The following is a 25,134-nucleotide window of genomic DNA, read 5'->3' as shown; positions in this document are numbered from 1 at the left end:
GGCGACTCTGTGTTGGTCGGACGCACGTTCATCGGCGACATCACAGCAGGGTTGTGCTCTGCGCTCAAGCAGATGGCGCGACGGGTCGGACTGATGGGCATGACATGATCGCGTTCATGGACCGCGTGGCGGGCGAAAAACATCGACCTGCAGACCGGCCCCGACTGGCGCAGATTTTCATTGCGGGCGACCGCGGTGCGCCAATGCGAGCACTCGAGCGTGTCGAGGCTGTCGTGGGCCGTGGCCTGAGCGGGGACCGCTACGCCGCAGGGCGGGGCACGTTCTCGTCGCGTGCGGCGGTCATGGCGGGCGCGCGTGAAGTCTCTCTGGTGACCAAGGAAGCCGTTATTGCCTGCGGTCAACGTCTCGGCTCGCCCATCGAGGCAGCGGCGTTGCGCCGTAATCTGGTTGTTTCGAATCTCGATCTGATGACCCTGCGTGGGCGGTTACTGCAAATCGGCGACGTGCGCCTGGAAATCGTGAGTAGCTGCCCGCCTTGTGGATACCTGTCCCGCCTGCTCGGCCAGGATGTGCGCACCGGCCTGCACCGTATCGGCGGTATGCGTGCCGCGGTACGGACCGGCGGTACGCTGGTGGCCGGCCAGGAGATCGAAATCGAGCCGTGATATCGGCTGCGTGCGGCTTCCGGCGCGTTTCCCGGAACACTCGACAGCCGGTCGACGGGCGTGCGGCAGCCGCGCGTCGGCTTGCGTGACCCGAACGATCCGCAGCAGACTTCAGAAAAGCTGCTTCGGGGGCTGTCATATACAGGCAGCCTGCCGATATCCCATGAAATACACCTGCCCGTTGTCGGGTTGAACGGCTTTTGCTCATGGCCCAGTGCTTGCGTGACGAAGAGGGCGGCTGCCGCCGCTGCGATGGCGAACTCGATTTCGAGTTCACGATGGCCTTCCAGCCGATTATCGATGTGGCCGCCGGCGAAGTCTTTGCCCACGAGGCCCTGGTGCGGGGCATCAACGGGGAGGGTGCCCGAGATATTCTGAACCGGGTCAAGCCGCATTCGCTCTACCGTTTCGACCAGGCCTGTCGTATCCGGGCGCTCGAGATCGCTCACCGGCTGGGCTGCGATCGGCCCGTATCGATCAACTTCCTGCCCAATGCCGTTTATGAGCCGGAGGCCTGTATCCAGGCGACGCTCAAGCTTGCGGGTGAACTGGGCTGGCCGCTCGCACAGATCATGTTCGAGGTCACCGAAACCGAGCATGTGCGCGACCGGCAGCATTTGCAGCGGATCGTCGAGTCCTATCGCGCTATGGGCTTTCTCACCGCGATCGATGACTTCGGCGCGGGCTATGCCAATCTCGAGCTGCTGGTGGACATGCAGCCCGATGTGGTGAAGGCCGATCGGCATTTGATCATCGATATCGATCGTAACCCGCGTCGCCAGGCGATCGTGGAATCGCTTGTGATAATGGGTAAAAAGCTCGGCATCACGCTGATCGCCGAAGGCGTGGAAACGCTGGCCGAAGCGCGCTGGCTTTATCAGCGCGGTATTCATCTGCAGCAGGGGTTTCTCTACGCGCGCCCGCAGATCGAAACGCTGGTCGCCAGTCCGGTCGATATCATCGAACAGGTTCGTGCCGCAGCCTGAGGCGGCAATGCGATAGCCGGCAACGTTGCTGCACGATGAACGCGCGCCAGCTTCGGCTTACGATGCGCCACCCTTGGCGCGCTAAGCCCGCATGTAGGCCCAGCCGTCGCGCTGGCGTTCGGCAATGTGCACGACGGCAGCGGGTACCTGGGTGAGATGGGCAGGCGTGTCGATGGCGTTGTTGCGTAGCGTGTTGGCGCATACACGCAGGTGTGGGTCGGTAGCATGCGGCTGCGCTATGGCAGCGGCTACGGCGCCCGCGTTGGCCACGATCTCGACCTGACCGGTCTCGTCTGCAGCGAGAAAGTTCGCGGCGTTGCTGCGTGCGCGGACAAGCGATGCGTCGTCCGCTGCATGGATGAGCAGTTTCAACGGTGTTTTCGTCATCGGTAACGCTCGATCGGTATTACAACGCGTCCGATACGCGCTGAGCGAAATACTGCAGCTCGCTGTTCTCGCGGGCGCGTGGATGCTCAACCGGCACACGTTCGTCGAACACGATGCGCGCCGGGCTGCCGCCCATCACACAGACCCGGTCGGCAAGATAAGCCGCTTCGGCAATATCGTGAGTGACGAACAGCACTGCCATGTTCAGGCGTTTCCAGATTGCGAGCAGTTCGTCCTGTAGACGCGACCGGGTTAGCGCATCCACGGCCGAGAAGGGTTCATCCATGAGCAGGATATGCGGGCGAACCGCCAGCGCCCGGGCGAGGCCTACCCGTTGGGCCTGGCCGCCGGAGATCTCGTGCGGCCAGCGCTCGCCGAACGCTTTCATGCCGATCAAAGCCAGCACTTCGTCGATACGCGCATCGCGCTCGCTTTTGGACAGGCCCAGGCCCGCCAGGCCATAGCCTACGTTTGCGCGTAGACGCCGCCAGGGCAGAAGGCGAGTGTCCTGAAAAACCACCGCGCTGGGGCGGGTGCCCTTTGCCGTATTGGCCGGCGCCTGCATACGGCCGCTCGAGGGTTGAATCAGACCCGCGACGCAGCGCAATACCGTGGACTTGCCCACGCCCGACCCACCGACAAGCGCGACGAATTCGCCGGGCGCAATATTGAAGTTAAGCCGTTCGAACACCGCGCTGTCGCTGTTCGGGTAGCGATAGCCGACATCGTGCAGTTCCAGGCCGGTATCGCTCATGGCCGCCACCGCAGGGCACGATTCTCGATCAGTGCGAACAGCCCGTCGGACAGCGTGTAGATCAACGAAATCGCGAGCATGTAGACCACCACGGCGTCGTAGGCGCCCACGCCGGCGGCCGAGTTCATTTCCTGTCCCATGCCCGGCACGCCCAGAAGCTCCGCGGCGATCAGCGTCATCCAGGCCTGGCCGACACCGGTACGCATGCCCGACAGGATGCCCGGTGCCGCGCCCGGCAGGGTGATGCTGGTCACGCGTTTGATGAATCCGCCGTGGCCGAAAGCGCGGGCCAGTTCGTAGTAGCGCGGGTCGACGTCGCGTACCCCGGAAGCGGTCGCGAAGTAGTTGACCCAGAACACGCCGATCGAGATCACGAAGGCTGCGCCCGCGTGGCTGACCTGGAACCAGGCGATCGCGAACACCACCCAGGCCAGCGGCGGGATCGGGCGCAGGATGCGAGCCAGCATGTAGTGGGCATCGTCGAACCAGCGCGCGCTTGCGGCCATGAGGCCCACGGCAAAGCCCAGGAAGGTGCCTACGCCAAGGCCCCATACATAGTGAACGAGGCTCGATCCGATCGCGGGGAGCAGTCGCCCGCCGGCATATTCCTGCCAAAGCGCCTCGGGTACCACGAACGGGTCCGGAATCGTGCCGCGCGGGGCCCAGTTGAACACGAACGCCAGTTTCCAGAGCGCGATGAACGAAGCGACTCCGAACGCCCCGTAAGCGACACGGCGTGTGCGACTGGGGCCGACACGCGGCAGGCGGCGGCCCCGCGAATCGTTCACGTTGGCTCGAGTTTCGGCCACGCGTTACGAACCGGACGCGTCTGCGTTGCTTGTAGATGTCTTCGAGTTGCCGGATTCGATCGCGTCGTAGAAGCGGGTCTCGAACAGGGCATCGATATCGGTATCGGCGCCAAGCGTGCCGGTTTCCTGCTGGAAGTCGCGCATACGGCGGGTGCCGTCGATGATGCGGTTCGGATCGGCGACGAAACTGTCGGCGGAGCTGGCGACGGCCTTGGCGACGATCTCGCGCGGCAGCCGGCCGCCACCCACGTATTTATGGACGGCGTCAATCGCTGCCTCGTCGCCGGATTTCAGTTTTTCGGTCGCTGCGCTATGCGCGGCAACCAGCTTCTGCACGACTTCGGGATGGGCGTCGATGAATTCCGCCCGTACGGCCAGCACGGCGCCCGGCTGGCCGGGGAACATGGACTCGCCGTGCGCCACGGAACGTGCGTCGTCCGCGCGATGCTCGACAATACTCACGACCGGCTCGAGAATCGCTGCCCCGTCGACGGCGCCGGTGAGCAGCGCCTGCTGTACCTGCGAAGCGCCCTGATAGATCACGTCGATCGCGTCGCTTTCGATACCCAGCTCGCGATCCAGCCAGTAGGCCAGCACGGTCTGCGGCACGGAGCCCACCGGGAAGGTCGAGACCTTGGCCTTGCGGCCGTTGTCCTGTTCGAAGCGTTTGAAGGCCGTGGTCGGGTCGCCGTTTTCGAAGTAGGGCGCCAGATTGCCGAGGGCCACGAAGCTGATCTGCTCGATGATGTTCGAGGCGACGACCTTGATATCTGCGCCCTTGCCGCGCGCAACCATCGTCGGGCCGATTCCGAAATAGGCGATATCGAGCTGGCCGCCGAGCAGTGCCTGGACCATGGCCGGGCCATTCTGGAACGACACCAGTTTCGCCTCGATACCGGCTGCCTCGATCGAGCCGTCCTCGAGACCGACGAACAGCTGTGAATCGGGCAGGATCGGCATGTAGCCGATCTCCGCCGGCACGCTATCGGTGGATGTGCTGTCGCTGTTTTCCGACGAGCAGGCAGCCAGCAGCAGCGAAGCGCTGACAATCAGCAGCGCGGACAGGAAGGAACGGGCGATAGCGGGGGATCGATACATGACGGTTGCCGGCTGGCGTGAGAACGAGGCATGCGATCGCCGGTAGCCGTTGCAAGGACGGTGTCGCCGGCGCATTGGGCGACCGGTTTGTCGCCGATCGCTGCCTGACGCTGCTCTGCCCGCGCGATGCGCGCTGAATGTTGCCACAGCGCGGGCGAGAGCGACAGCCGGCAGGCGGGCCATACCGTATGCGATGTCGGCTTGAGGCCGGTCATCGGGTTGGGTATGGTCGCGCTTCTTCCAGCGGCGGGGTGCACCTGTCGCGACTCAATTCCTGCCGGCTCGCAACCTGCCGGCCGAGCCGATCATGGTCCCGATCGCTATGTGGATACGTAACCTTTGTGTGTTTCTTGGTACCGAGCCGTTCGTCTGGAGCGCGGCCGAACTTGACGAGAAGCTGGCTGACGCGCTCTGCCCGGAATGTGGTGATCAGGCGACGAGTGTTTCGGGCTTCGTACCCCCGATCAAGGGCGAGCATGCGATGACGTTTGCCGTCGATGGCCTGGCGGTCTGCGTGCATCAGCAGATCACGCGTGTGTTGCCGAACGCCGTGCTTGCCGAGGCGGTCGACGAGCGCATCGAGCAGATCGAAACGAAGGAAGGTCGCAAGGTCAGCCGTCGCGAAAAAGCCGATATTCGAGACGAGGCGCATTTCGAGCTGTTGCCGCGGGCGTTCACGCGCGCCAAGCGCACGCCGGTGGTGATCGATCTGCGCGCGCATCGCATCTGGGTAGATGTGGGTTCGGAAAAACGCGCCGAAGAGGTCGTTTCCGGCCTGCGTGAAGCGCTCGGCAGCCTGCCGGTCACGCGAGCCGATGCGCGGGTCCGGCCGGCCGAAGAGCTGTCGCGCTGGCTCGAAGACGTGAATACATTGCCCAACGGCTTCGAATGCGGTGATCGCTGCGTGCTCGAGTCCGATGACGAAGTGAAATCCAGCGTGCGCGTGACCGCCATGGATCTGCAGCGTGAAGAGGTTCGCGCCCATCTGGCGGCTGGCATGCAGGTGGTCAAGCTCAACGTGGCCGTGGACGACGCGATTGAATTCGATCTCGACGAGAACCTTGATCTCAAGCGCATCCGTCCGCTCGATCTCATCCAGGACGATCTGGACTCGCTCGATGCCGACGACGCCGTGGCCGAGCTGACGGCGCGTATGGCGCTCCAGGGCGAGGCGCTGCGCGGCGTGCTCGATCGGATCTACACCCACTTTGGCGTGGCCGGCGAGGCCGAGGCCCGCGCGGCCTGATCGTTCGAAAAGGGCCGCCGTGTCGTTCAACACCATCGAGGCGAACCGGCGTGACGGCCGCTTCGCCGATCGCGAGCAGCTGTGGCTGTTCGGCTACGGCTCGCTGATCTACAAGGCCGGTTTCGACTATATCGAACGCCGCCCGGCGACGATTACCGGCTGGCAACGCCGGTTCTGGCAGGGCTCGCACGATCATCGCGGCACGCCCGATGCGCCGGGCCGTGTCGTGACCCTGGTTGAAGCACCGGGCGAGGTCTGCACCGGCATGGCCTATCGCATCACGCCGGCGGTGTTCGGTCATCTCGATCATCGCGAAAAGAATGGCTATCTGCGTTTCGCGACCGAAATGACTTTCGCCGACGGCAGTCACGACGAAGGCCTCGTCTATATCGCGACACCGGAGAACGAGGCATACCTCGGCGACGCCCCGGCCGAAGAGATTGCGCGTCAGATCGCGGAATCACATGGGCCAAGCGGACCGAACCGCGACTACCTGCTCGGTCTCGCCGCGGGCTTGCGCGAGCTCGGCGCCGAGGACCCACACGTCTTCGATCTCGAAACGCGGCTGCGTGCGATCGAAAACGCGTGACGCCGGTGGCTAGGCGGCAGCAGCCGTTTCCTGCAGGGCGATGTCGATCACTTCGTCGACATGGCTCATGTAGTGAATCTCCAGCGCGCTGCGCACGTTCTCCGGGATATCGTCCTCGTCCTTGCGGTTACGCTCAGGCAGCAGCACGGTCTTGATGCCTGCCTGATGGGCGGCCAGCGTCTTTTCCTTCACGCCGCCGATCGGCAGCACCTGGCCGCGCAGGCTGATCTCGCCGGTCATGGCGACGTTCGCGCGTACCTTGCGGTCGGTGAGCAGCGATACCAGCGCCGTGTAGAGCGCCACGCCTGCGCTCGGCCCGTCTTTCTTGATTGCACCGGCCGGTACATGGATATGGATATCCGACTTGTCGAGGCGTTCCTGCTCGATATCCAGTTCTTCGGCACGTGCCTTTACGAGACTGAGCGCGGCCTGCGCCGACTCTTTCATCACGTCGCCGAGCTGGCCGGTAATCGTGAGCCGACCGGAACCGGGCGCACGTGAGGCTTCCACGAACAGGATATCGCCGCCGGCCGGTGTCCAGGCCAGCCCGGTGGACACGCCGGCGATGTTGGTCCGCAGGGCGATCTCGTTATCCACCCGCTTCGGACCGAGGATATCGGCCAGATCCTTCGGTCCGATCGTGCCGGGGCCCGACTTGCCCTCGGCGACCTGCACGGCGGCATGCCGCACGACCGCGCTGATCTCGCGGTCCAGGTTCCGCAGGCCCGCTTCCCGTGTGTAATCGCTGATCAACGCGCTGAGCGCGTCGTCGCTGATATCGCACTGCTCGGTGGTCAGCCCGGCCTGCTCGAGTTGGCGGCCGACCAGATAACGCCGCGCGATCTGCTGTTTTTCCTGGTGCGTATAGCCGGGCACCTCGATCACTTCCATGCGATCCCGCAGCGGCCCGGGAATCGCATCCAGCACGTTCGCGGTGGCAATGAACATCACTTTCGAAAGGTCGAAAGGCACGCCGAGATAGTGGTCGTTGAAGGTGTCGTTCTGCGAGGGATCAAGGACTTCGAGCAGCGCGGACGCCGGGTCGCCATGGGCCGAGGCGCCGAGCTTGTCCATCTCGTCGAGCATGAACACGGGATTGCGCGTGCCGGCCTTGCGCAGATGGCTGATGATGCTGCCCGGCATGGCGCCAACATAGGTACGCCGATGGCCGCGAATCTCGGATTCGTCGTGTACGCCGCCCAGCGAGGCACGCACGAACTCACGGTTCATGGCGCGCGCGATCGAGCGGCCCAGCGATGTCTTGCCCACGCCGGGCGGGCCGACGAAACACAGGATCGGCGCCTTGCCCTCTGGATTGAGCTTGTGGACGGCCAGGTGCTCGAGGATGCGGCGCTTGATCTTGTCCAGGCCGTAGTGGTCCTCGTCGAGGATTTCGCGCGAGGCCTGGATATCGATCCGGTCTTCGGATGCCTGCGCCCAGGGCAGCTCGGCCATGAGTTCGAGATAGGTGCGCACCATCGAGTACTCGGCCGAGGCATCGGACATCCGCTCCAGCCGGCGCAGTTCGCGGTCGGTCTGTTCGGCCGCTTCCTCGGGCAGTTTCGCCTCGTCGAGCTGTTCGCGCAGGCGCTGGACTTCCTCGGCCGTGGATTCGTCCTCACCGAGTTCGCGCTGGATGGAGCGCATCTGCTCGCGCAGCATCGCCTTGCGCTGGTGTTCGCCCATGCGCTGCTGGGTCTGCTGATTGATATCCCGCGACAGGCGCATGACCTCGAGGCGGTAGTCGAGGAACGATTGCACGCGATCCAGCCGCGCTTCGAGTTCGATTGCCTCGAGGATCTGCTGCTTGTCCTTGGCTTTCAGGCCAAGATAACCCGCCACGGCGTCGGCGAGCAGGGCGGCAGACGTGATCGAGCGAATGGCATGCGCCAGCTCGCGCGAGGGCTGATCCATCAGCTCGATCGCTTCCAGCGCGCTGTTGCGCAAGTTGTCCATGCGCGCATCGACATGCTTGTCGCCTTCGGGTGCAGGCTCGTCGATCCAACTCACCTTCGCGCTCAAGCGGCCTTCCTCGTCCTTGAGGAATTCGCGTACGCGAAAACGCGCGATGCCTTGGCAGACGAGGTGATGATTACCGTCGGAGCCGGTGACATAGCGCATGATGTTGGCGCCGGTACCGACACGGTGCAGGCGCGATTCCGGCTCGTCGCCGTTCGCGTCGTCGCCTTCGTCGGGCGATGCGAGAACCAGCCCGACCGGCTGTTCGTTGCGCATGGCGTGCTGGGCGCCCGCCATGGCTGCGGGGCGATCGAGCACGACGGGCATCACCAGTTCCGGAAACAGCACGACCTCGCGCATCGGCAGGATATGGATCACCTCCGGCTTGGGTGCGCTGCCGCTATGGACCAGCGTGTGGCTGATCTCGTCCTTCTGGTGCTCGCTCGTATGGGTTTCGTGAGTCTGTGTCGTTTCGTCGTTCATGATCACTATCGAATTTGAAAAGTGGCGCGCGGAGTTTTCAGGCGCGCTCGCCTTGAAGGGGTTCGCTCCGGGTCTACTCGAAGACCGGGCGCATGAAGCTGCGTTCGCAGGACACGATGCAACGGGTCTCGTCTGCGTAGCGATAGGCTGCCATGCAGTCTTCGTCGGTCGCCGACTGTTCGCGATACCGCTCATAGGCGGCGAGAGATTCGAAGCTGAACAGTGCGTAGGCGATGTTATTGGCGCCTTCATGCGGCAGGAAATAACCGTGGTGGTCGCCGTCGAAACGTTCGACCAGCGGTATCCAAAGCTTTGCGTAGTGCTCGAATTCGGCCAGGCGATAGGGGTCGATCACATAACGCAGATAGCAGGTCACCATGATCAATCCTTCAGTGTTTACGCAGGGTCAGATAGAGACAGCCGTCGCGCAGCTCGTGTCCGGAGATTGCCAGCCGTGAATGCGGTAGCGTCACGCGTCGCCTGAAACGGCCGTGGGGTATTTCGAGCCGATGCAGTGCAGCGCGTGCATTCGGCGCCGGCACCCGGCGTTCGCCGGCGACGATAAGCGTGTCGCCACGCACTTCCAGTTCGGTGAGTGCATCCGACGAGACGCCGGGCAGGGCAACCGTCACATAGACCGCCTCGCGTGTTTCGAACACGTCGACCGGTGGTTCCCATTGGCGCTCGGCGCGGTTGCCGGCCGGGCGGAAGAACTGGCGCTGAATCCGGTCCGCGCGGTCGAGCCGCCGGATGGCTTCGCCCCACATGAAATTTTCCAGATCGCGTGCGGACATGAGTCGTGTGGTTTTTGCACCAATTTTTCGAGCATGGGTGCAGAGGGGGCCGGAAACAAGCGCGCTCGCGCGGCGGCCTCAGAAACCGAACAACCACACGAGTAGCGGAACGAGTAGCGCGGTGAGCGCGCCGTTGAGCCCCATGCCCAGGCCGGAATAGGCGCCCGCGCGTTCGCTGTGCTCGAAGGCGCGCGCGGTGCCGATGCCGTGGGCGGCTACGCCCATCGCGAAGCCCTTGGCCACCGGATCGCGCACGCCGAGCAGGCGCAGCAACGGAATGCCGATGACCGCGCCGGTGATGCCGGTCAGAATCACCAGCACCGCGGTCAGCGACGGCAGGCCGCCGATCTGCTCGGTCACGCCCATGGCAATCGGCGTGGTCACGGATTTGGGCAGCATCGACAGCAGCGTCTGCGAATCCAGGCCCAGCGCCCAGCCCAGCAGCATAGCGCTGGCCACGGCTGTTAGCGAGCCGGCCGTGAGTGCGATCGTGATCGGCAGCCAGTAACGGCGCAGCTCACGCGCCTGACCGGCCAACGGCACGGCAAGTGCGACCGTGGCGGGGCCGAGCAGGAAATGAATGAACTGCGCGCCGTCGAAATAGTCGCTGTAGGGAGTGCCGGTGACCGCAAGAATCACCACCAGCACGATCACGCTGATGAGTACGGGATTAAGCAGCGGGAACTCGCCGAGACGCCGATAGAGCTGTTGCGCGAGCCAGAACACGCAGAGCGTGAGCGCGAGCCACAGCAGCGGTGTCTCTTCGATATAGACCCAGATCTGGGCGAGACGATTCATGTCATTCGCCCCGCGTTGTCGTGAGTGCGCGCAGGGTGAACGCGGTCACGATCATGGCCAGCGCGGTGCTCGCGATCAGGGTTACGGCGATCGCCATCCATTCATCGGCGACACGCGCCAGGTGGCTGATGATGCCCACACCCGCGGGCACGAACAGTAGGGCCAGGTAACTGAGCAAGCCGCGGCTGGTATCGGTAAACACCCGTGGTGCCGAGCCGCGCGCCAGCAGGCCGGCAAACAGCAGGATCATCCCCAGTACCGGGCCAGGCAGGGGCAGGCCGGTCAGGCGGACAACGATCTCGCCCGCGAGCTGAAATAGCAGCAGGGCGGCCAGACTTCCGATCATGGGGCTCTCCGACAGCGTCAACACGAAGACGGGGCCGCACTTGTGTGACGGCCCCGTCGGTCATCGCTATCGATGCTAGCCCATATCGCCGGCCCGGGTGGGCCGACAATGCCGGGTCAATCAGTCGAAATAACTGAACGTCTCCCCGGCGTCGATGCTGATCACGGACTCGTGGATCAGACGAATGACGTTCTCGACGTCTTCGCGATGCACCATCTCGACCGTGGTGTGCATATAGCGCAGCGCCAGCGCGATCAGCGCGGACGGCACGCCCTGATTGCTGTAGGCAAAGGCGTCGGTATCCGTGCCTGTGGCCGGCGCGCTCACCAGCCGCTGGAACGGAATCTCGTGCTTCTCGGCGGTGGCGATCAGGTGCTCGCGCACCCGGTTCTGTACCGCCGGCGCATAGGTGATCACCGGGCCGGCGCCGATCTTGGCGGTGCCGGTCTTCTTCTGCTCGATCATCGGCGTGGTGGTGTCGTGGGTGACGTCGGTACAGATCGCCACGTCCGGCTTGATGCGCTCGGCGATCATGCCCGCGCCCTTGAGTCCGACTTCCTCCTGCACGGAATTGACCACGTACAAGCCGAAGTTCGGCCGCTTGCCGGATTCGTGGATCAGGCGCGCCACCTCGGCGACCATGAACCCGCCCATGCGGTTGTCGATCGCGCGGCAGACGAACTTGTCGTTGTTGAGCACGAAGAACTCGTCCGGATAGGTGATCACGCAACCCACGTGCACGCCCATCTCCTCGACTTCTTCCTTCGAGCTCGCACCGACGTCGACGAAGATGTTGTCCTTCTTCGGCGCCTGTTCCTTCATCGGGTCGCGCAGATGGATCGCCGGCCAGCCGAACACGCCTTCGACGATGCCGTGCTTCGCGTGGATGTTCACCCGCTTGGAGGTGGCGATCTGATGATCCGAGCCGCCGTTGCGGATGACGTAGATCAGGCCCTTTTCGGTGATGTGATTGACGTACCAGGAGATCTCGTCGGCATGGCCTTCGATGACGACCTTGTAATCTGCATCCGGGTTGATGACGCCGACTGCCGAGCCATAGGCATCGGTGATGAATTCGTCGACATAGGGGCGTAGATAGTCCATCCAGAGTTTCTGGCCCGGCTTTTCATAGCCGGTCGGCGAGGCGTTGTTGAGATAGCGCTCCAGAAAATCCAGCGAGTCGTCGGTGAGGATGGACTTGTTCTTGGCCATGCGATGTTTTCCTTCGGCGGCGCGTATGCGCCCGGCTCGTTCAAATGGATAGGGTGACTAAACTCGGGTCGGAGGCGCCTGCCTTCAAGGCCAGGTCGCATCCGAAGCATTGCAATGCAGCGCCGTCTGGCCGCGCTGGATGTCGCGTCCAATGGCGCTACACGCACCGGACATCAGGCGCGGTCGGGCGAGTTCACTTCCTCGCAGTGCTCGATGGTTTCGCTTTTCTCGGCACGCTCGGAAAGCATTGCCGTGGCGCCCGGACCACTACCCTTCGTCCACCACTGCAGGCTGTCGTCGACATACCGTACGCCGCTGGCCGCGCGCGTCACCTGCAGTTGATGCGTCTCGCCGCGATAGCGCACGAGTGCGATCGAGTCGGTTGGGTAGGTTGCCCGGATCACGGCGCCGCTTTCACAGCGGTAGGTCATCAGCGTCACGGTGGACTCGCTGTTCTGATCCGTCGACGGGCGCGGCGCGGGATCGCTCGCGCAGCCAGAAACGAGCAGTCCGCCCGCGACGAGCGTCGCTACGGCGGCTAGTGGGCGCAGGGATGCAGGCATGGTCGTTACCCTCGTCGGATCAGTACTCTAGGCTCGCATATTGCGCTTTTTGCGACAGTTGTTCACATCGGATATGCGTTTCGCGCCATACTCTAGCGGGCGAGGGGCCGCGTGAATTCAGGAGTGTGTCGTGAAACGCGCACCAAAAATCGGAATCGGTATTGCCGGCGTGCTCGTCGGTCTCGTTGTCCTGCTCGTCGTCTTCGTGCTGCTGTTCGACTGGAATCAGATCAAGCCGACGATCAACGATAAGGTGTCCACGGCGCTCAATCGACCGTTCGAGATCCGTGGCGATCTCGGTCTCGACTGGGCCCGCCCCGAGGATGCCCAGGGCCTGGCCGCGTGGGTGCCGTGGCCGCATGTTCATGCCGAGGATATCCGTCTGGGCAATCCGGACGGCTTCGATACCGACACCATGGCGAGCGTGGGCCGTGTTGATGTCTGGCTCGCGCCCTTGGGCCTGCTCGGCAAGCGCGTGTCCATTCCGCGTATTTCAGCGAACGGCGCCGACGCCACGCTGATCAAGCAGGCGGACGGCAGCGACAACTGGACCTTCGACCTGGGCGGCGGTGAAGAGGCCGCCGAAGAAGATGCATCCGAAGGCTCGGGCTGGACGGTCAACGTCGACGAGATCGCCTTCGACAAGGGCCAGGTTCGCTACCGCGATGCAACGCTGGACGCGGACTTCACCCTTGTCGTCGACCCGCTCGGAAAGCCGGTGCCGTTTGCGCAGATCAGCGGCGACGACAGCGCGGTCGAAGCCGACGCCGCGTCGGTGCGCGATTATGTTTTCGGCTGGAAGATCGACGGCAGCTATCGCAGCGAGCCACTGTCGGGCAACGGCAAGATCGGCGGCGTGCTGGCGCTCAAGAGCGAGACCACGCCGTTTCCGGTGCAGGCTGACGTGCGCTCGGGCAACACCCGCGTGCAGCTGGCCGGCACGATCAGCCAGCCGCTGAATTTCGGCGGTGCGGATCTGGACGTGTCCTTCTCTGGCGAGAGCCTTGATGCGCTGCGCCGCCTGACCGGCGTGACCCTGCCGCCCACGCCGGCCTATTCGACCCGCGGGCATCTGGTCGCCGACCTCGATCACGAGAACGGTTCTACTTTTGCCTACCGCGAATTCCAGGGGCAGATCGGCGACAGCGATATCGCCGGCAGTCTGTCTTTCGATCAGACCGGCGAACGGCCCAAACTCAGCGGTGAATTGCTCTCCAGGCAGCTGCGATTTGCCGATCTGGCGCCGCTGATCGGTGCGGATTCCAATGAGCAGAAAGCCGAACGCGGCGAGGAAAGCCGCCAGCCCGCCGACAAGGCGCTGCCGGTCGAGGAATTCGAAACCGAGAGCTGGGCCGCGATGGATGCGGACGTGAAATTCACCGCCAAACGCATCGAACACGGCGAATCGCTGCCGTTGACCGATCTATATACCCACCTGGTGCTTGATGCCGGCGAGATCCTGCTCGACCCGCTGAGCTTCGGCGTTGCCGGCGGCAAGCTCAACACCACGGTACGTCTTGAAGGTGACAAGTCGCCGCTGGTGGCGCGCGCGGATTTGCACGCGCGGCGTCTGCAGCTGGACGAGATCGTGCCGGAAGTGGAAGCGCTGGAAGGTAGCCTCGGCCAGATCAATGGGGATGCATCCATCAGCGGTACCGGCAACTCGGTGGCCGCGCTGCTCGGTGGTGCGAATGGCCGCCTCACCGTGCTCATCGATCGTGGCGCGATCAGCCGCAATCTGATGGAACTGGCCGGCTTGAACGTCGGCAACTACATCGTCGGTAAGCTGTTCGGCGATGAGCAGGTCAAGATCAACTGTGCCGCAGCGGATATCCCGATCGAGAACGGCCTGGCTACGCCGAACGTGTTCGTGTTCGATACCGAGAACGCGATCATCAATATCACCGGCGACATCGACTTCGGCCCGGAATCGCTGGATCTCACCATCACGCCGAAGAGCAAGGGCCCACGGCTGTTCACGCTGCGCTCGCCGCTCTATGTGCGCGGCACCTTTGCCGAGCCGTCGCCGGGCGTGAAGGCCGGGCCGCTGATTGCCCGCGGCGCGGCTGCGATCGCGCTGGGCACCGTGGCCACGCCGGCCGCCGCGCTACTCGCGCTGGTGTCGCCGACTTCGGGCGAGAGCGGCCAGTGCCAGCCGGTGCTGGACCAAATCCAGGCCGCCGACGCCGGCGATGATAGCTAGCCGGGCCGGTGCATGCGAAACAGCTGATCCGGCGAGATCTCGAAATAATCCGCTGGACCGCCGGCGCGCATGATCGGCTCGCCGGCGGCGGTGTCATACACGCCGTCGACCAGCAGGCGGCGCGCGATGTGTACGCCGACCACTTCGCCGAGTACCAGCCAGGTATCGGTCTCGCTGCCGTCGGCGCCGGTCAGGCGCAGCAGCTGGCTGAGCCGGCATTCGAAGGAGACAGGCGTTTCAGCCACGCGCGGCACTTCGATCACGCGCGAAGGCTCCGGCGTGAGGCCGGCCAATTCAAACTCGTCCACGTCTGCGCCGACCGCTTCGCAACTGGCGTTCATTGGCTCGGCGAGAGTCTTGGTGGCGAGGTTCCAGGCGAACTCACCGGTGGCTTCGATGTTCGCCACGCTGTCCTTGTAGCCGACGCTGGAAAACCCGACGATCGGCGGCGTGTAGTTGAAGGCGTTGAAGAAGCTGTAGGGCGCGAGGTTCAACGTGCCCTCACGGCTGCGCGACGAGATCCAGCCGATCGGCCGCGGCGCGATCACCGCGTTGAACGGATTGTGGGGCAGGCCGTGCCCGTTGCGCGGCTCGTAGAAATGCACGTCGTCGCTCATGTGGCTCCTTGAACCGGCGCAGGCCGGGGGCTATCGAAACATCAGGGCAGCGATCGTAACGCGGATAACCGCGCAGCTCACTCGCGTTCGGTGAGCCGATCCACGATATGCGCGGCGATCGGTAGCGCCGAGGTCGCCGCCGGCGAGGGCGCGTTGCAGACATGCAGGCTGCGCGGCGTGTCAATGAAGCGGAAATCGCCGATCAGCGTGCCGTCGCGGGCCACGGCCTGGGCGCGCACGCCGGCCGGATGCGGCTCGAGATCGTCCAGCGTGAGCTCGGGGCAATAGCGCCGCACCTGTTCGAGATAGCCGCGTTTGGACAGTGCGTTCTTCAACTCAACCAGACCGGGGCGGATATGCCGGCCGAGCATGCGGCGCACGCCGGGAAAGGCCAGCATCTCGGCCAGGTCACGGCCGTTGAAATCGCGCTTGCGATAGCCCTCGCGCGCGGTGGCGAGCACTGCGTTTGGACCGACTGTGATGGAGCCATCGATCATCGGCGTGAGATGCACTCCGAGGAACGGCATATCCGGATTCGGCACCGGATAGATCAGATGCCGGACAATATCGTGCCTGCTCGCGACCAGCCGGTAATACTCGCCGCGAAACGGGCAGATGATGAAATCCGGCTCGATATCGAGCATGCGCACCAGTCGATCCGCCATCAGGCCCGCGCAGGCCACGAGCTCCCGGGCATGGAAGACGCCGGCGGCCGTTTCGACCACGACTTCGCTGGCGTATTCGGCCAGCCCGGTTACGGCACAGCCGCAGCGGATCTCTCCGCCCGCGGCTTCGATATCCACCGCAAGAGCGCGGCAGACGGCCCGATAGTCGATGATGCCACTGCTGGGCACGAGGATGCCGGCGGTGCCACGCACGGCCGGCTCGTGCTCGGCCAGCGCGCCGGCATCGAGCCAGTGGCGTTCGATGCCGTTTTCGCCGATGCGCTCGAACAGCCGTTCCAGGCCCGGTCGCTCGCGATGATCGGCGGCCACCAGCAGCTTGCCACGAATATCGAACGGAATGTCGTGCGTGGCACAGAAGGCACGTGTCGCGGCATTGCCGGCGGTGCAGAAGCGTGCCTTCATCGAGCCAGGCGCGTAGTAGACGCCTGCATGGATCACGCCCGAGTTGTGGCCGGTCTGATGCGCGGCCAGCTGGTCTTCCTTTTCGAGCACCAGCACACGCGCGCCGGGCCGCCGTTGCAGCAGCTCGCGCGCGGTGGCCAGGCCGACGATGCCGCCGCCGATGATGATCGTGTCGTACATGCCTTGTAAGTTTTTGTACCGGGAGTGAAGAGCGCCCGACTGTAGACGATCATGTTGCCTTGCGTGCTGATTGGTCTCGCATCAGCGGCGGCGAATTGCGAGCACGCCGCGCCGCAATGCCGCTATCATCGACACAGAGTTTTTAGTGCGATCATCACGATGGACGAATGGGTAGAACGCGCTCTGGCACGATTTCCGAACGTGCCCGCACTGTTCGGCTGGCTCGGCCTGGATCGTCGCGGCCACTGGCTGATTCAGGGTGAGCGCATCAGCCATGCGCGCATCGTCGAGACGATCGCTCGCAACTACGGCGTGGATGACCACGGCCGCTGGTTTTTTCAGAACGGCCCCCAGCGCGGCTATATCGCGCTCGAGTACACACCGCTGATCGCGTCCGTACAGGCCGACGACACACTCATGGCCCATACCGGCCGTGCAATCGAAAGCGTGAGCGCGCTGTATCTGGACGAAGACAGCACCGCCGTGCTCGACACGCCGGACGGCGCTGCGCTGGTTCAAGGCGCTGACCTGGCCTGGGTGCTCGATCGTCTGCGCGCGGACGATAGCGACAAAGAGATCGACGATCAGGCGCTATCGAATGCGCTTGCGGTGCCGAGCGGTACGCAGACCGATCTGACGTTGGTTGTGGGCAACGACAGGCTGCCCGTGTATCGCTGTGATCGCGCGGATATCCCGGCAACGCTCGGTTTCGTACAGGCACCCGAACCACGCGATGGTGAGAACAGCAACTGACGTTGCTACCGTTGTGCCCTGTTTTTCATGCGCCACACTGTGAGCCCGTAGCCATGGACCAATCGATCAGCCAGTTCCCCGTGCCGGAATTCGGCGAACTGCCCGACGATATTCGCGAGCGGATTCTCGCGGTTCAGGACAAAGCGGGCTTCGTGCCCAACGTGTTCTGGGCGCTGGCGCATCGCCCGGACGAGTTCCGTGCATTCTTTGCCTATCACGACGCGCTGATGGAGAAAAACAGCGGCCTCACCAAAGGCGAGCGCGAGATGATTGTCGTCGCCACGTCCGGCATCAACCAGTGCCAGTACTGCGTGGTGGCCCACGGCGCGATCCTGCGTATCCGTGAGGCCGATCCGCTGATTGCCGATCAGGTCGCGGTGAACTACCGCAAGGCGGATATCACGCCGCGCCAGCGGGCGATGCTGGATTTCGCCGTGCAGGTATCCAACGCTGCGCATACCGTCGGTCCCGAGGATCGCGCGCGGTTGAGCGAACACGGCTTCTCGGAAGACGATATCTGGGATATCGGTGCGATTGCCGCGTTCTTCGCGCTGTCCAACCGCATGGCCAATCTCACCGCCATGCGCCCCAATGACGAGTTCTATCTGATGGGCCGCGCGCCGCGCGAAGGCAAGACCTCGTAGTGACTGTTCATCACTGGAGCGATCTGAGCGGGCCGGAGTTGGCAACACTCGCTGATGAGAACACGGTTGCGATTCTGCCGGTCGCCGCCATCGAGCAACATGGCCCGCATTTACCGCTCGCCACCGACGTGATGATCGGCGAGGGACTCGTATCGGCGGCTCTCGAGCGTTATGCCGACGATCCGCGAACACTGCTGGTGCTGCCGACGATGGCGATCGGCGCGAGCATGGAGCATGCGGATTTTCCGGGCACACTGAGCCTGTCGCCCGAACAGGCGATCGACCAGATCCAGGCAATCGGTACGGCCGTCGCACGCGCCGGTGTGCAGCGCCTGCTGCTGTTCAACAGCCACGGCGGCAACAAGGCAGTGCTGGATATCGCGGCCCTCAATTTACGGGCCGCGCATCGGCTGCTTGTGGTCAAGGCGAACTACTTCCGCTTTGCACCACCGGCGGATGCCCTTTCGGCGGAGGAACTCTCGCATGGGCTGCACGGCGGGGCGCTGGAAACAGCGCTCATGCTGCATTTCGCACCGCACACGGTACGGCGTACAGCCATTGCGAACTTCGAGCCGTTGGGCCAGCGGCGTGCCGAGGCAGGCGCTACGCTGCTGCCAGAAGGCGACGTCGCGTTCGCCTGGCTGGCGCAGGACCTGCATCCTCAGGGCGTGGCCGGCGACGCGCGTCAGGCGAGCGCGGAGCAGGGCGCCGCGCTGTGCGCCCATTTCGCCGGCCGCCTGGGCGTAATCATCGATGAGACGATGGATTTCGACCTGGCTACGCTCGGCGCGCCCTGAGCACAGCGCGCACTGCTGCGGCGGCTAGTTGTTGTCCGCGGCCGTACCGAGTACGTGATCCAGCCAGTGCCCGGCACGTGTGGCCTTGGCGGTGAGATAACGATGGTTCTGGGTCGTGACCCGCCCGTAGACGCCGCTGCGTTGTACGACGGTCACGCCGCCACGGCTCATGGCCTCAATTTTCGAGGGGTTGTTGGTCAGCAGCTCGATCCGCCGGATTTCAAGCTGGGCAAGCATTTCCAAAGCGACGTTGTAGCTGCGCTCGTCGTCGCCGAAGCCCAGCACATGATCGGCATCGACGGTGTCGAGGCCTTCGTCCTGCAGGGTGTAGGCCCGCAACTTGTTCGCGAGGCCGATTCCGCGGCCTTCCTGGGCGAGGTAAAGCAGCACGCCGCCGCCATTCTCGGCGATCTTGGCGACGCTGGAACGCAGCTGCTCGCCGCAGTCGCAGCGCAGACTGCCGAACAGGTCGCCGGTCAGACAGGCCGAATGCAGCCGCACCGGCACCGCGTCGGCCCATTGTTCCGGATCGCCGATGACGATGGCGATATGCTCGCGCATGCCATCCGCTTCGCGAAAGAGCACGAACCGTGACTGCTCGCTTTCGGCCAGCGGTACGTCGGCCGCGCTGATGCGGCGCAGGAAACGGGGTGAAGTCTGCTCGTAGTCGGCGATCGTTCCCGTATTCAACGACAGCAGGCTGCCATCTTCGACGCGCGCCTCGATCGCGGCCATGCGCTCCGGCGCGATCGGTACGGTGATCGCCGAAGGAATCAGCAGGCCGCGGCGCATGAGCGTAAGCGCCGCTGTTTCGTCCGGACCGACTGCTCGGGTCGCGCGATTCGGGCCCGACGCGGGGTGACGCGCACAGGCCCAGTCGATTACCGAGGCGGCGCTGTCGTCGCGGGTGATCGGAAGGCAGGCCGCGTCGTCGTCAACCTCGATACCCAGCAGTTCCAGGCGATGCTTCGTGAGCACCAGCGTGCACTCATTGCCTGCATGCTCGGTTAGGCGAGCAAGCGCTTCGTCGTTCATGCCTTCGAGCGGTGCAATCAGCGTGGCGCTGCGGGTGGAATCCTGCGCGTCGCGTACCAGCACCGGCAGCCCGCGCCGCAAATCGAATATCGAACGTTCCACCTGTCGCATGCTGTCTCTCGATGTGGCCCAGTTGCAGAAAATCAAGGTTTCACGCGGACCGGCATCCTGCCGGCTCGCGTGGCGCGCCGCATTATCCTAGAGTTTGTGCCCGCGCGGCGATGCCTCGTCGCGAGTTTTCCCTGGAGCAAGCGACGACTGAATCATGGCTGTGATCGATGAGAGCTACGCCTGGCATTTGATTCAGGATGCACGTTGTCGCGGCTTGTTGGCGCCTGCGATCCTCGACGGGCGGTCTGCCGATGCGCCGTCGATCCATGTGGATGCGCAGTTTGGCTGGACGAGCACGGCAAAAGTCACGCCCGAGGCCGGCGATCTATTGAACGCCTTGCTGCCCGTGGCACTCGGCGGGGCGTCGTTCGTGGTGGCACAGCTTGGCCAGAGTCTGGATGGCCGTATCGCCACGGAGAGCGGGCATTCGCACTATGTGACGGGCGAGGCCAGCCGCGTGCATCTGCATCGCTTGCGCGCGCTTGTGGATGCCGTGATCGTGGGCGCGGGCACGGTGGCGGCCGACGATCCGCAGCTGACCGTGCGCCATGTGCCGGGTGCCAATCCGGTGCGTGTCGTGCTCGACCCGCGAGGCCGCGTGAGTGGCGAGCAAAAAGTCTTTAGCGACGGCGCGGCGCCGACCTTGCATATCGCCAGTGGCGTGCGCGCGCCAGCGCCTTCGAACGTGGAGCGCGTCCAACTGGAGAACGGTGCCGGTGGCGTCGCCCCGCAGGCCATACTCGATTGTCTGGCGGCAAGGGGGTTACGGCGGGTACTGGTCGAGGGCGGCGGCGAAACCATTTCGCGCTTCCTGCAAGCTGGCCTACTCGATCGGCTGCACGTGGTCGTCGCGCCGATGCTTATCGGCTCTGGCCGGCCTGCCGTCAGGCTCGCACCCATCGAGCGGCTGGATACCGCGCTACGTCCACCGTGTCGCAGCCAGTCCATGGGGGCGGATATGTTCTTCGATCTTGATCTGAGTGAAGGCCGCTAGCGCTCGCCGCGGGATTTCAGCGCGGCGCGACAAACAGGTCGCGATGGCCAACGCTGATACGTAGCCCCCCAGCTTCTAGCGCGTCGATTCGGCGGCGGGCCCAGGCGTTGATTCGGTCAGCGTCGGCGGGGGATTGTTCGATGACGGCGTCCCGCCAACCCTCGACGAGCGCGATGCCCGCGAGGGCATCGGTTGAGCCTTCGATATGCCAGGGCGCGTACGCGCTCTCAACGGTATAGCCGACGTCCTCGAAGGCGACCTGGATGACGCTCGGAGCCTGCACGCCAAGCGCTGCACCAAAACTCTTGTCGCGCGTCTGGTGGGCACGCAGCAAAGCGAATACGACGTTGTCGTCCACGTCGGATGGCGACAACGAGATGTCGCCGTCGACACTGAGGACAAACAACCCTGGCGCCTCACGGCTAGCGCATGCCCGGGCCAGGTCACGCACCCAATCGGCCGTCACCAGATCGAACAATGCAGATGCCGTAACCAGCGCGGCGCCGTCCAGCTGCGAATGCCAGCCGGCTTGGCCGAGATCGACGACATCTGCGGATATGTCGACCGGGTCGCCCGCGGCATCCCGTGTGCTCGCGCTGGCGCGGGTCGCGGCGGCCAGCAAGGCGGGGTCGTGGTCGAGTAGCCGCCAGTGCTGCGGGCCCGGAAACCGCGGCGCGAGATAACGCAGGTTGGAGCCGCTACCGCTGCCCAGGTCGACAATGGTCTGCGGTTTTTTTTCGCGCGAGGTATGCAAACGCTCGGCTGCGGCGGCCGTGAGTCGGCTGTTCCGTGCCGCGTGATCCAGAGGCTCGCGTAGCGCGAGCCAGTCGCCCGCGAAGTGTGCGTGTGCGTTGTCTGCGCTCATGGTCGACCACCGACAGTGTTCGGGGTTTCCAGCGCCGCCGCGAAAGCGTGCGTGGCGTCGTCCCAACCGGGAAGGGCGTGCCGGGCCCGCAGTACGGCCGTGCAGGTCGAGTCGTACCAGGCACGATCAGTCATCAAACGGCGCAAAGACCGGGCAAAAGCGGTCGCATCGCCCGGCGTCACGCTGCATCCCGCGCCGGCTGGCAGCGTATCGGCCAAGGCACCGCCAGTCGTCGTGACAACAGGCAGTCCCGCGGCGATGGCCTCTGTAACAACCATGCCGTAACCCTCGTAATGCGAGGCGAGAACGAAAACGTCGGCGGCTGCGTAACAGGCTTCGAGTTGCGCCGCATCGAGCGCGCCGTGAAGCGTGATTCGGTCGGCGAGGTTTTTCCTGAAGATCGTCTGTTCGATATCCCGGGCATGGGCCGGATCGCGATCAAGCGAGCCCACCAAGTCGCAATGCCAGTCGAGGTCGGTCATTTGTGCCAGGGCGTCAAGCAGTACGTCGTGGCCCTTGCGCGGAATCAGTGTGGCTACGCAGAGAAGCCGCCAAGGTCCGCCTGCGCACTCGCGCGGGCGGACCCGCGTGCCTTGCACGTCGCGCGTGTCGACGCCGGGTTCCGCGACTCGCGCCGGGCAGTCCGTCATCTTGAGCGCCTGCAGTCGATCGCGCGTATGGATGCTGGTGACGATCACGCGCCTGGCACAGGCGAGTACGCGACGTTCGCTGCTCTCCAACCGTTCGGCGGTAGTGCGATCGAGGCCTGTTTCGTCGCATAACGGATGGTGTACGAGAACGATGATCGTCAGGCGCGCCGCGTGGCGCTCGATCACCTCGGGCAGGCCACCGCAGGCGAGACCGTCGATCACAACGGTGGCGTCATCAGCGCAGGCGCTTAGCGCAGTATCGAGCGCGGCGTGCGCGGTCTCGTCGGGGCAGGGGAAATGCCCGTCGAGCATGCGCGTATCGATTTGCCAGCCGGCTGCCTGCAGGCCGGCGATGATGCGCGCGTCGTAGCGGTAGCCGCCGGTGGGCTGCTCGAGCGCCCCGGCAACGATGAAGACGAGCCGCTTTGGTATCAGCGTCGTCAAATATCGCCTTCGTAGCTTGCCCAAGCGATATGGGATTCGGCGAGCGTGACTCGCATCGCCTCGAGCCCTTTCGCGCTTTGACCCAGATCGCCCGAGCGAATTGCCGCATGCAGGCGGTCGAACACAGTCTTGGCCATGAACTCGGTCGTTGTGTTGCGCCCACGGAACTCGGCGACGTCGTCCAGGTTACGCATGTTCAGATCGCCGAGCTCGTTCTTGAGCGCCGCGCTCGCGAGGCCGATATCGATTACGAGATCGTCGCCGTCGAGTTTGGAGCGCATAAACGTCACATCGACTACATAGGTCGCGCCGTGGGTCTGCTGCGCGGGGCCGAAGACCTCGCCGGTAAAGCTGTGGGCGATCATGAAATGATCGCGAACGGTCAGGCTGAACATGCGATTTCCTTGTCTATCTTGAGGGCGAAACAGGCGGTCAGTCGTAGCGTATGCGCTGGCACAGCGTCGCATCGCCGGGGTCTGCAATACGCCGCATCACGTCGGGCAGGGTATCGAACGCGACATCGGGCTCGATGAGGGCATCAAAGCGCGGGTCGTTCAAGAGAGACACGGCCAGAGCCAGCCGCGATCGGTGATCGCGTCGGGGGCGTCGCCCAGGCGAAACGGCGCCGACCTGGCTTGAACGCAGGGTCAGGCGTTTCGAATGAAATGCGCCGCCCAGCGGCACGGTGACCGCACGCGCGCCGTACCAGCTCATTTCCAGCACGGTGGCCTCGAAGCCGGCGACATCGATCGCCGTGGCGAGGCCGGCTTCGCTGGCGCTGGCATGAATCACGATATCGCGCTCGGGGGTGGCCTGGTCCGGCAGCCGAAAGCGCGCGCCCAGAGCGTCGCCGAGATATTGCTTGCGCGTGTCGATATCGACAAGCTCCACATCCACGCCCGGTAGGCCGGCTGCGAGGCCTGCAATCAGGCCGCCGATTACGCCGGCGCCGATCACTGTCACGCGATCACCCACGCTCGCGCCCGCATCCCAGAGCGCGTTCACGGCGGTCTCCATGTTGGCGGCGAGCACCGCTCGCTCGGGCGGCACATCGACGGGCAGCGGTATGGCTGCGTCCGCGTCGATCCGATAACGCGTCTGGTGCGGATACAGACAGAACACCCTGCGTCCCGGCCAATCGCCCGGGCCGTGTTCGACCACGCCGACGTTGGCGTAGCCGTGCTTGACCGCGCCGGGCAGATCGCCGGCCTGGAACGGCGCGCGCATGCGCTCGTATTCGCTGGCCGGTACCTGACCGCTATAGACGAGCGTTTCCGTACCGCGGCTGACCGCACTGTAGAGGCTACGCACGAGCAGCTCCCCGCCCGCAGGCTCGGACACGCTTTCCTCGGCAATGAAGGCCTCGCCGGGTGGTCGTAGCCACAGGGCGCGGGCTATGGGCTCAGGCATGACAGGCTCAAGGATCGAAACAGGGCAGCGCATACGGATCCGTGCAGCGTCACGAGCGGCGTCATCCGCATCGTCGGGCGTATCAGGAACACGTTCAGCGAGAACGTCGCGAAATGTAACTTGCCGAGCCCGGCGATGCGAACATGCTGTGGGCGACGGTGTTAGCGGGTGGTCAGACAGGCGCAGGGCGCCAGATGGCCGACCTTGTGCGAAGTACTGCCGATCATCAGCCCGCCGAAATCGCTCAAGCCCCGACGGCCCATGACGATAAGATCGGCGCCCTCGCGCTCGGCCGCCTGTACGATTCGCTGGGCCGGATCGCCGCCGACAATCTCGGTTTCGATTGCCTCGCAGCCGGACGATTCCAGGATCTGGCGCGCCGCATCGATCACCGAACGCCCGGCGGACTCCAGTTGCTCGGGCGAGGGCGGCACGGTAATCGTCGCGCCGCCGAGCACCAGCGCCTTTTCGTGGCCGGTGTGCTGGGGCACGTGGATCACGTGCAGGGCCGATCGGTAGCGTTGCGCCAAGTCACAGGCCAGCTCGACGGCCCGTTTCGAATGCTCGGAGCCGTCCACGGCTATCAGAATCCTTTTGAACATCAGGGCCTCCCCTGGGATGTGTCCAGCCAGCCTACAACAGCGGCCAGTGCCCGCGCGCTTAAGACAAAAGCCCCTGTCCCTAGTATCTTTC

Annotated in this window: 28 protein-coding genes; 9 read left to right on the top strand and 19 right to left on the bottom strand. The window is 64.5% G+C overall.

Annotated features, from left to right (window positions below):
• Nucleotides 1-104 precede the first annotated feature (104 nt).
• Nucleotides 105-626 carry an MOSC domain-containing protein gene (locus SADO_RS15075; RefSeq protein ID WP_353112863.1) on the top strand — a complete coding sequence of 174 codons (522 nt, stop codon included), beginning with the start codon at nt 105-107 and terminating at the stop codon, nt 624-626.
• A gap of 206 nt (nt 627-832) precedes the next feature.
• Complete coding sequence (locus SADO_RS15070; RefSeq protein ID WP_353112861.1) at nt 833-1,612, top strand: EAL domain-containing protein; 780 nt, start codon at nt 833-835, stop codon at nt 1,610-1,612.
• Between the two features lie 81 nt (nt 1,613-1,693).
• Here the strand turns inward: SADO_RS15070 and SADO_RS15065 are convergent, their stop codons facing one another.
• Genes SADO_RS15065 through SADO_RS15050 form a run of 4 tightly spaced genes read right to left on the bottom strand, consistent with a single transcriptional unit; the run spans nt 1,694 to nt 4,660 of the window.
• Entirely contained in the window at nt 1,694-1,999 is a 306-nt protein-coding gene (locus tag SADO_RS15065) for a hypothetical protein (protein ID WP_353112859.1), read from the bottom strand.
• Nucleotides 2,000-2,018: 19 nt separating this feature from the next.
• Entirely contained in the window at nt 2,019-2,753 is a 735-nt protein-coding gene (locus SADO_RS15060) for an ABC transporter ATP-binding protein (protein WP_353112857.1), read from the bottom strand.
• Nucleotides 2,750-3,517 (bottom strand): ABC transporter permease, encoded by a 768-nt coding sequence (locus SADO_RS15055; RefSeq protein WP_434547920.1) that lies wholly within the window; start codon nt 3,515-3,517, stop codon nt 2,750-2,752. Before SADO_RS15055 ends, SADO_RS15060 begins: the two co-directional genes overlap by 4 nt.
• Before the next feature lie 48 nt (nt 3,518-3,565).
• Complete coding sequence (locus SADO_RS15050) at nt 3,566-4,660, bottom strand: ABC transporter substrate-binding protein (protein WP_353112855.1); 1,095 nt, start codon at nt 4,658-4,660, stop codon at nt 3,566-3,568.
• Nucleotides 4,661-4,967: 307 nt separating this feature from the next.
• Between SADO_RS15050 and SADO_RS15045 the strand changes: the two genes are divergently transcribed.
• Nucleotides 4,968-5,906 (top strand): recombination-associated protein RdgC, encoded by a 939-nt coding sequence (locus tag SADO_RS15045; RefSeq protein WP_353112853.1) that lies wholly within the window; start codon nt 4,968-4,970, stop codon nt 5,904-5,906.
• A gap of 19 nt (nt 5,907-5,925) precedes the next feature.
• Nucleotides 5,926-6,495 carry a gamma-glutamylcyclotransferase gene (locus tag SADO_RS15040; RefSeq protein ID WP_353112851.1) on the top strand — a complete coding sequence of 190 codons (570 nt, stop codon included), beginning with the start codon at nt 5,926-5,928 and terminating at the stop codon, nt 6,493-6,495.
• A gap of 9 nt (nt 6,496-6,504) precedes the next feature.
• On the opposite strand, the gene lon is transcribed toward SADO_RS15040, so the two are convergent.
• From lon to SADO_RS15005, 7 genes are all read right to left on the bottom strand, one after another.
• Nucleotides 6,505-8,937 carry an endopeptidase La gene (lon, locus tag SADO_RS15035; protein ID WP_353112849.1) on the bottom strand — a complete coding sequence of 811 codons (2,433 nt, stop codon included), beginning with the start codon at nt 8,935-8,937 and terminating at the stop codon, nt 6,505-6,507.
• A gap of 73 nt (nt 8,938-9,010) precedes the next feature.
• A complete protein-coding gene (locus SADO_RS15030; RefSeq protein ID WP_353112847.1) occupies nt 9,011-9,316 on the bottom strand; it encodes an NIPSNAP family protein in 306 nt (101 codons plus the stop codon).
• Nucleotides 9,317-9,326: 10 nt separating this feature from the next.
• Nucleotides 9,327-9,731 (bottom strand): Hsp20/alpha crystallin family protein, encoded by a 405-nt coding sequence (locus tag SADO_RS15025; RefSeq protein ID WP_353112845.1) that lies wholly within the window; start codon nt 9,729-9,731, stop codon nt 9,327-9,329.
• 78 nt (nt 9,732-9,809) lie between these two features.
• Nucleotides 9,810-10,529, bottom strand: a complete 720-nt coding sequence (locus SADO_RS15020) for an LrgB family protein (RefSeq protein ID WP_353112843.1) — start codon at nt 10,527-10,529, stop codon at nt 9,810-9,812.
• A 1-nt stretch (nt 10,530) separates the two neighbouring features.
• Nucleotides 10,531-10,875: a CidA/LrgA family protein gene (locus SADO_RS15015; protein WP_353112841.1), complete on the bottom strand. Its 345-nt coding sequence runs from the start codon at nt 10,873-10,875 to the stop codon at nt 10,531-10,533.
• A 120-nt stretch (nt 10,876-10,995) separates the two neighbouring features.
• Entirely contained in the window at nt 10,996-12,087 is a 1,092-nt protein-coding gene (locus SADO_RS15010; RefSeq protein WP_353112839.1) for a M42 family metallopeptidase, read from the bottom strand.
• A gap of 173 nt (nt 12,088-12,260) precedes the next feature.
• The gene (locus tag SADO_RS15005) at nt 12,261-12,650 is read right to left on the bottom strand and encodes an MliC family protein (protein ID WP_353112837.1); all 390 of its coding nucleotides are present in this window, start codon (nt 12,648-12,650) and stop codon (nt 12,261-12,263) included.
• A 130-nt stretch (nt 12,651-12,780) separates the two neighbouring features.
• Here SADO_RS15005 and SADO_RS15000 point away from each other — a divergent pair, with 130 nt between their 5' ends.
• Nucleotides 12,781-14,853, top strand: coding sequence for an AsmA family protein (locus SADO_RS15000; RefSeq protein ID WP_353112835.1), 2,073 nt, complete (start codon nt 12,781-12,783; stop codon nt 14,851-14,853).
• Here SADO_RS15000 and SADO_RS14995 read toward each other — a convergent pair.
• Together SADO_RS14995 and lhgO are read right to left on the bottom strand one after the other, a co-directional pair.
• Nucleotides 14,850-15,470, bottom strand: coding sequence for a flavin reductase family protein (locus SADO_RS14995; protein ID WP_353112833.1), 621 nt, complete (start codon nt 15,468-15,470; stop codon nt 14,850-14,852). The genes SADO_RS15000 and SADO_RS14995 overlap by 4 nt on opposite strands.
• Before the next feature lie 77 nt (nt 15,471-15,547).
• Nucleotides 15,548-16,738: an L-2-hydroxyglutarate oxidase gene (gene lhgO / locus SADO_RS14990; RefSeq protein WP_353112831.1), complete on the bottom strand. Its 1,191-nt coding sequence runs from the start codon at nt 16,736-16,738 to the stop codon at nt 15,548-15,550.
• A gap of 159 nt (nt 16,739-16,897) precedes the next feature.
• Between lhgO and SADO_RS14985 the strand changes: the two genes are divergently transcribed.
• The 3 genes from SADO_RS14985 to SADO_RS14975 are packed head-to-tail and all read left to right on the top strand — an operon-like array spanning nt 16,898 to nt 18,932.
• Nucleotides 16,898-17,491: a DUF2946 family protein gene (locus tag SADO_RS14985; protein WP_353112829.1), complete on the top strand. Its 594-nt coding sequence runs from the start codon at nt 16,898-16,900 to the stop codon at nt 17,489-17,491.
• A 53-nt stretch (nt 17,492-17,544) separates the two neighbouring features.
• On the top strand, nt 17,545-18,135 hold the full coding sequence (locus SADO_RS14980; protein ID WP_353112827.1) for a peroxidase-related enzyme: 591 nt from the start codon (nt 17,545-17,547) through the stop codon (nt 18,133-18,135).
• Nucleotides 18,135-18,932 carry a creatininase family protein gene (locus SADO_RS14975; protein WP_353112825.1) on the top strand — a complete coding sequence of 266 codons (798 nt, stop codon included), beginning with the start codon at nt 18,135-18,137 and terminating at the stop codon, nt 18,930-18,932. The genes SADO_RS14980 and SADO_RS14975 overlap by 1 nt, the downstream gene beginning before the upstream one ends.
• A gap of 24 nt (nt 18,933-18,956) precedes the next feature.
• On the opposite strand, the gene ribA is transcribed toward SADO_RS14975, so the two are convergent.
• Nucleotides 18,957-20,078: a GTP cyclohydrolase II RibA gene (gene ribA, locus SADO_RS14970; RefSeq protein ID WP_353112823.1), complete on the bottom strand. Its 1,122-nt coding sequence runs from the start codon at nt 20,076-20,078 to the stop codon at nt 18,957-18,959.
• Nucleotides 20,079-20,232: 154 nt separating this feature from the next.
• Between ribA and SADO_RS14965 the strand changes: the two genes are divergently transcribed.
• Nucleotides 20,233-21,072 carry a RibD family protein gene (locus SADO_RS14965; RefSeq protein WP_434547916.1) on the top strand — a complete coding sequence of 280 codons (840 nt, stop codon included), beginning with the start codon at nt 20,233-20,235 and terminating at the stop codon, nt 21,070-21,072.
• Nucleotides 21,073-21,088: 16 nt separating this feature from the next.
• Here SADO_RS14965 and SADO_RS14960 read toward each other — a convergent pair whose 3' ends face one another.
• From SADO_RS14960 to SADO_RS14940, 5 genes are all read right to left on the bottom strand, one after another.
• On the bottom strand, nt 21,089-21,937 hold the full coding sequence (locus SADO_RS14960) for a class I SAM-dependent methyltransferase (protein ID WP_353112821.1): 849 nt from the start codon (nt 21,935-21,937) through the stop codon (nt 21,089-21,091).
• Nucleotides 21,934-23,031: a glycosyltransferase family 4 protein gene (locus tag SADO_RS14955; protein ID WP_353112819.1), complete on the bottom strand. Its 1,098-nt coding sequence runs from the start codon at nt 23,029-23,031 to the stop codon at nt 21,934-21,936. Before SADO_RS14955 ends, SADO_RS14960 begins: the two co-directional genes overlap by 4 nt.
• Nucleotides 23,028-23,426: a 6-pyruvoyl trahydropterin synthase family protein gene (locus tag SADO_RS14950; protein WP_353112817.1), complete on the bottom strand. Its 399-nt coding sequence runs from the start codon at nt 23,424-23,426 to the stop codon at nt 23,028-23,030. The genes SADO_RS14955 and SADO_RS14950 overlap by 4 nt, the downstream gene beginning before the upstream one ends.
• A gap of 37 nt (nt 23,427-23,463) precedes the next feature.
• The gene (locus SADO_RS14945; RefSeq protein ID WP_353112815.1) at nt 23,464-24,441 is read right to left on the bottom strand and encodes a zinc-dependent alcohol dehydrogenase; all 978 of its coding nucleotides are present in this window, start codon (nt 24,439-24,441) and stop codon (nt 23,464-23,466) included.
• Nucleotides 24,442-24,602: 161 nt separating this feature from the next.
• A complete protein-coding gene (locus tag SADO_RS14940) occupies nt 24,603-25,043 on the bottom strand; it encodes a universal stress protein (RefSeq protein WP_353112813.1) in 441 nt (146 codons plus the stop codon).
• Nucleotides 25,044-25,134 lie beyond the last annotated feature (91 nt).

Origin of the sequence: Salinisphaera dokdonensis CL-ES53 (genome assembly GCF_040361215.1) — a bacterium.
Classification (GTDB): domain Bacteria; phylum Pseudomonadota; class Gammaproteobacteria; order Nevskiales; family Salinisphaeraceae; genus Salinisphaera; species Salinisphaera dokdonensis.
This window is presented reverse-complemented; position numbering and strand designations above follow the sequence as displayed.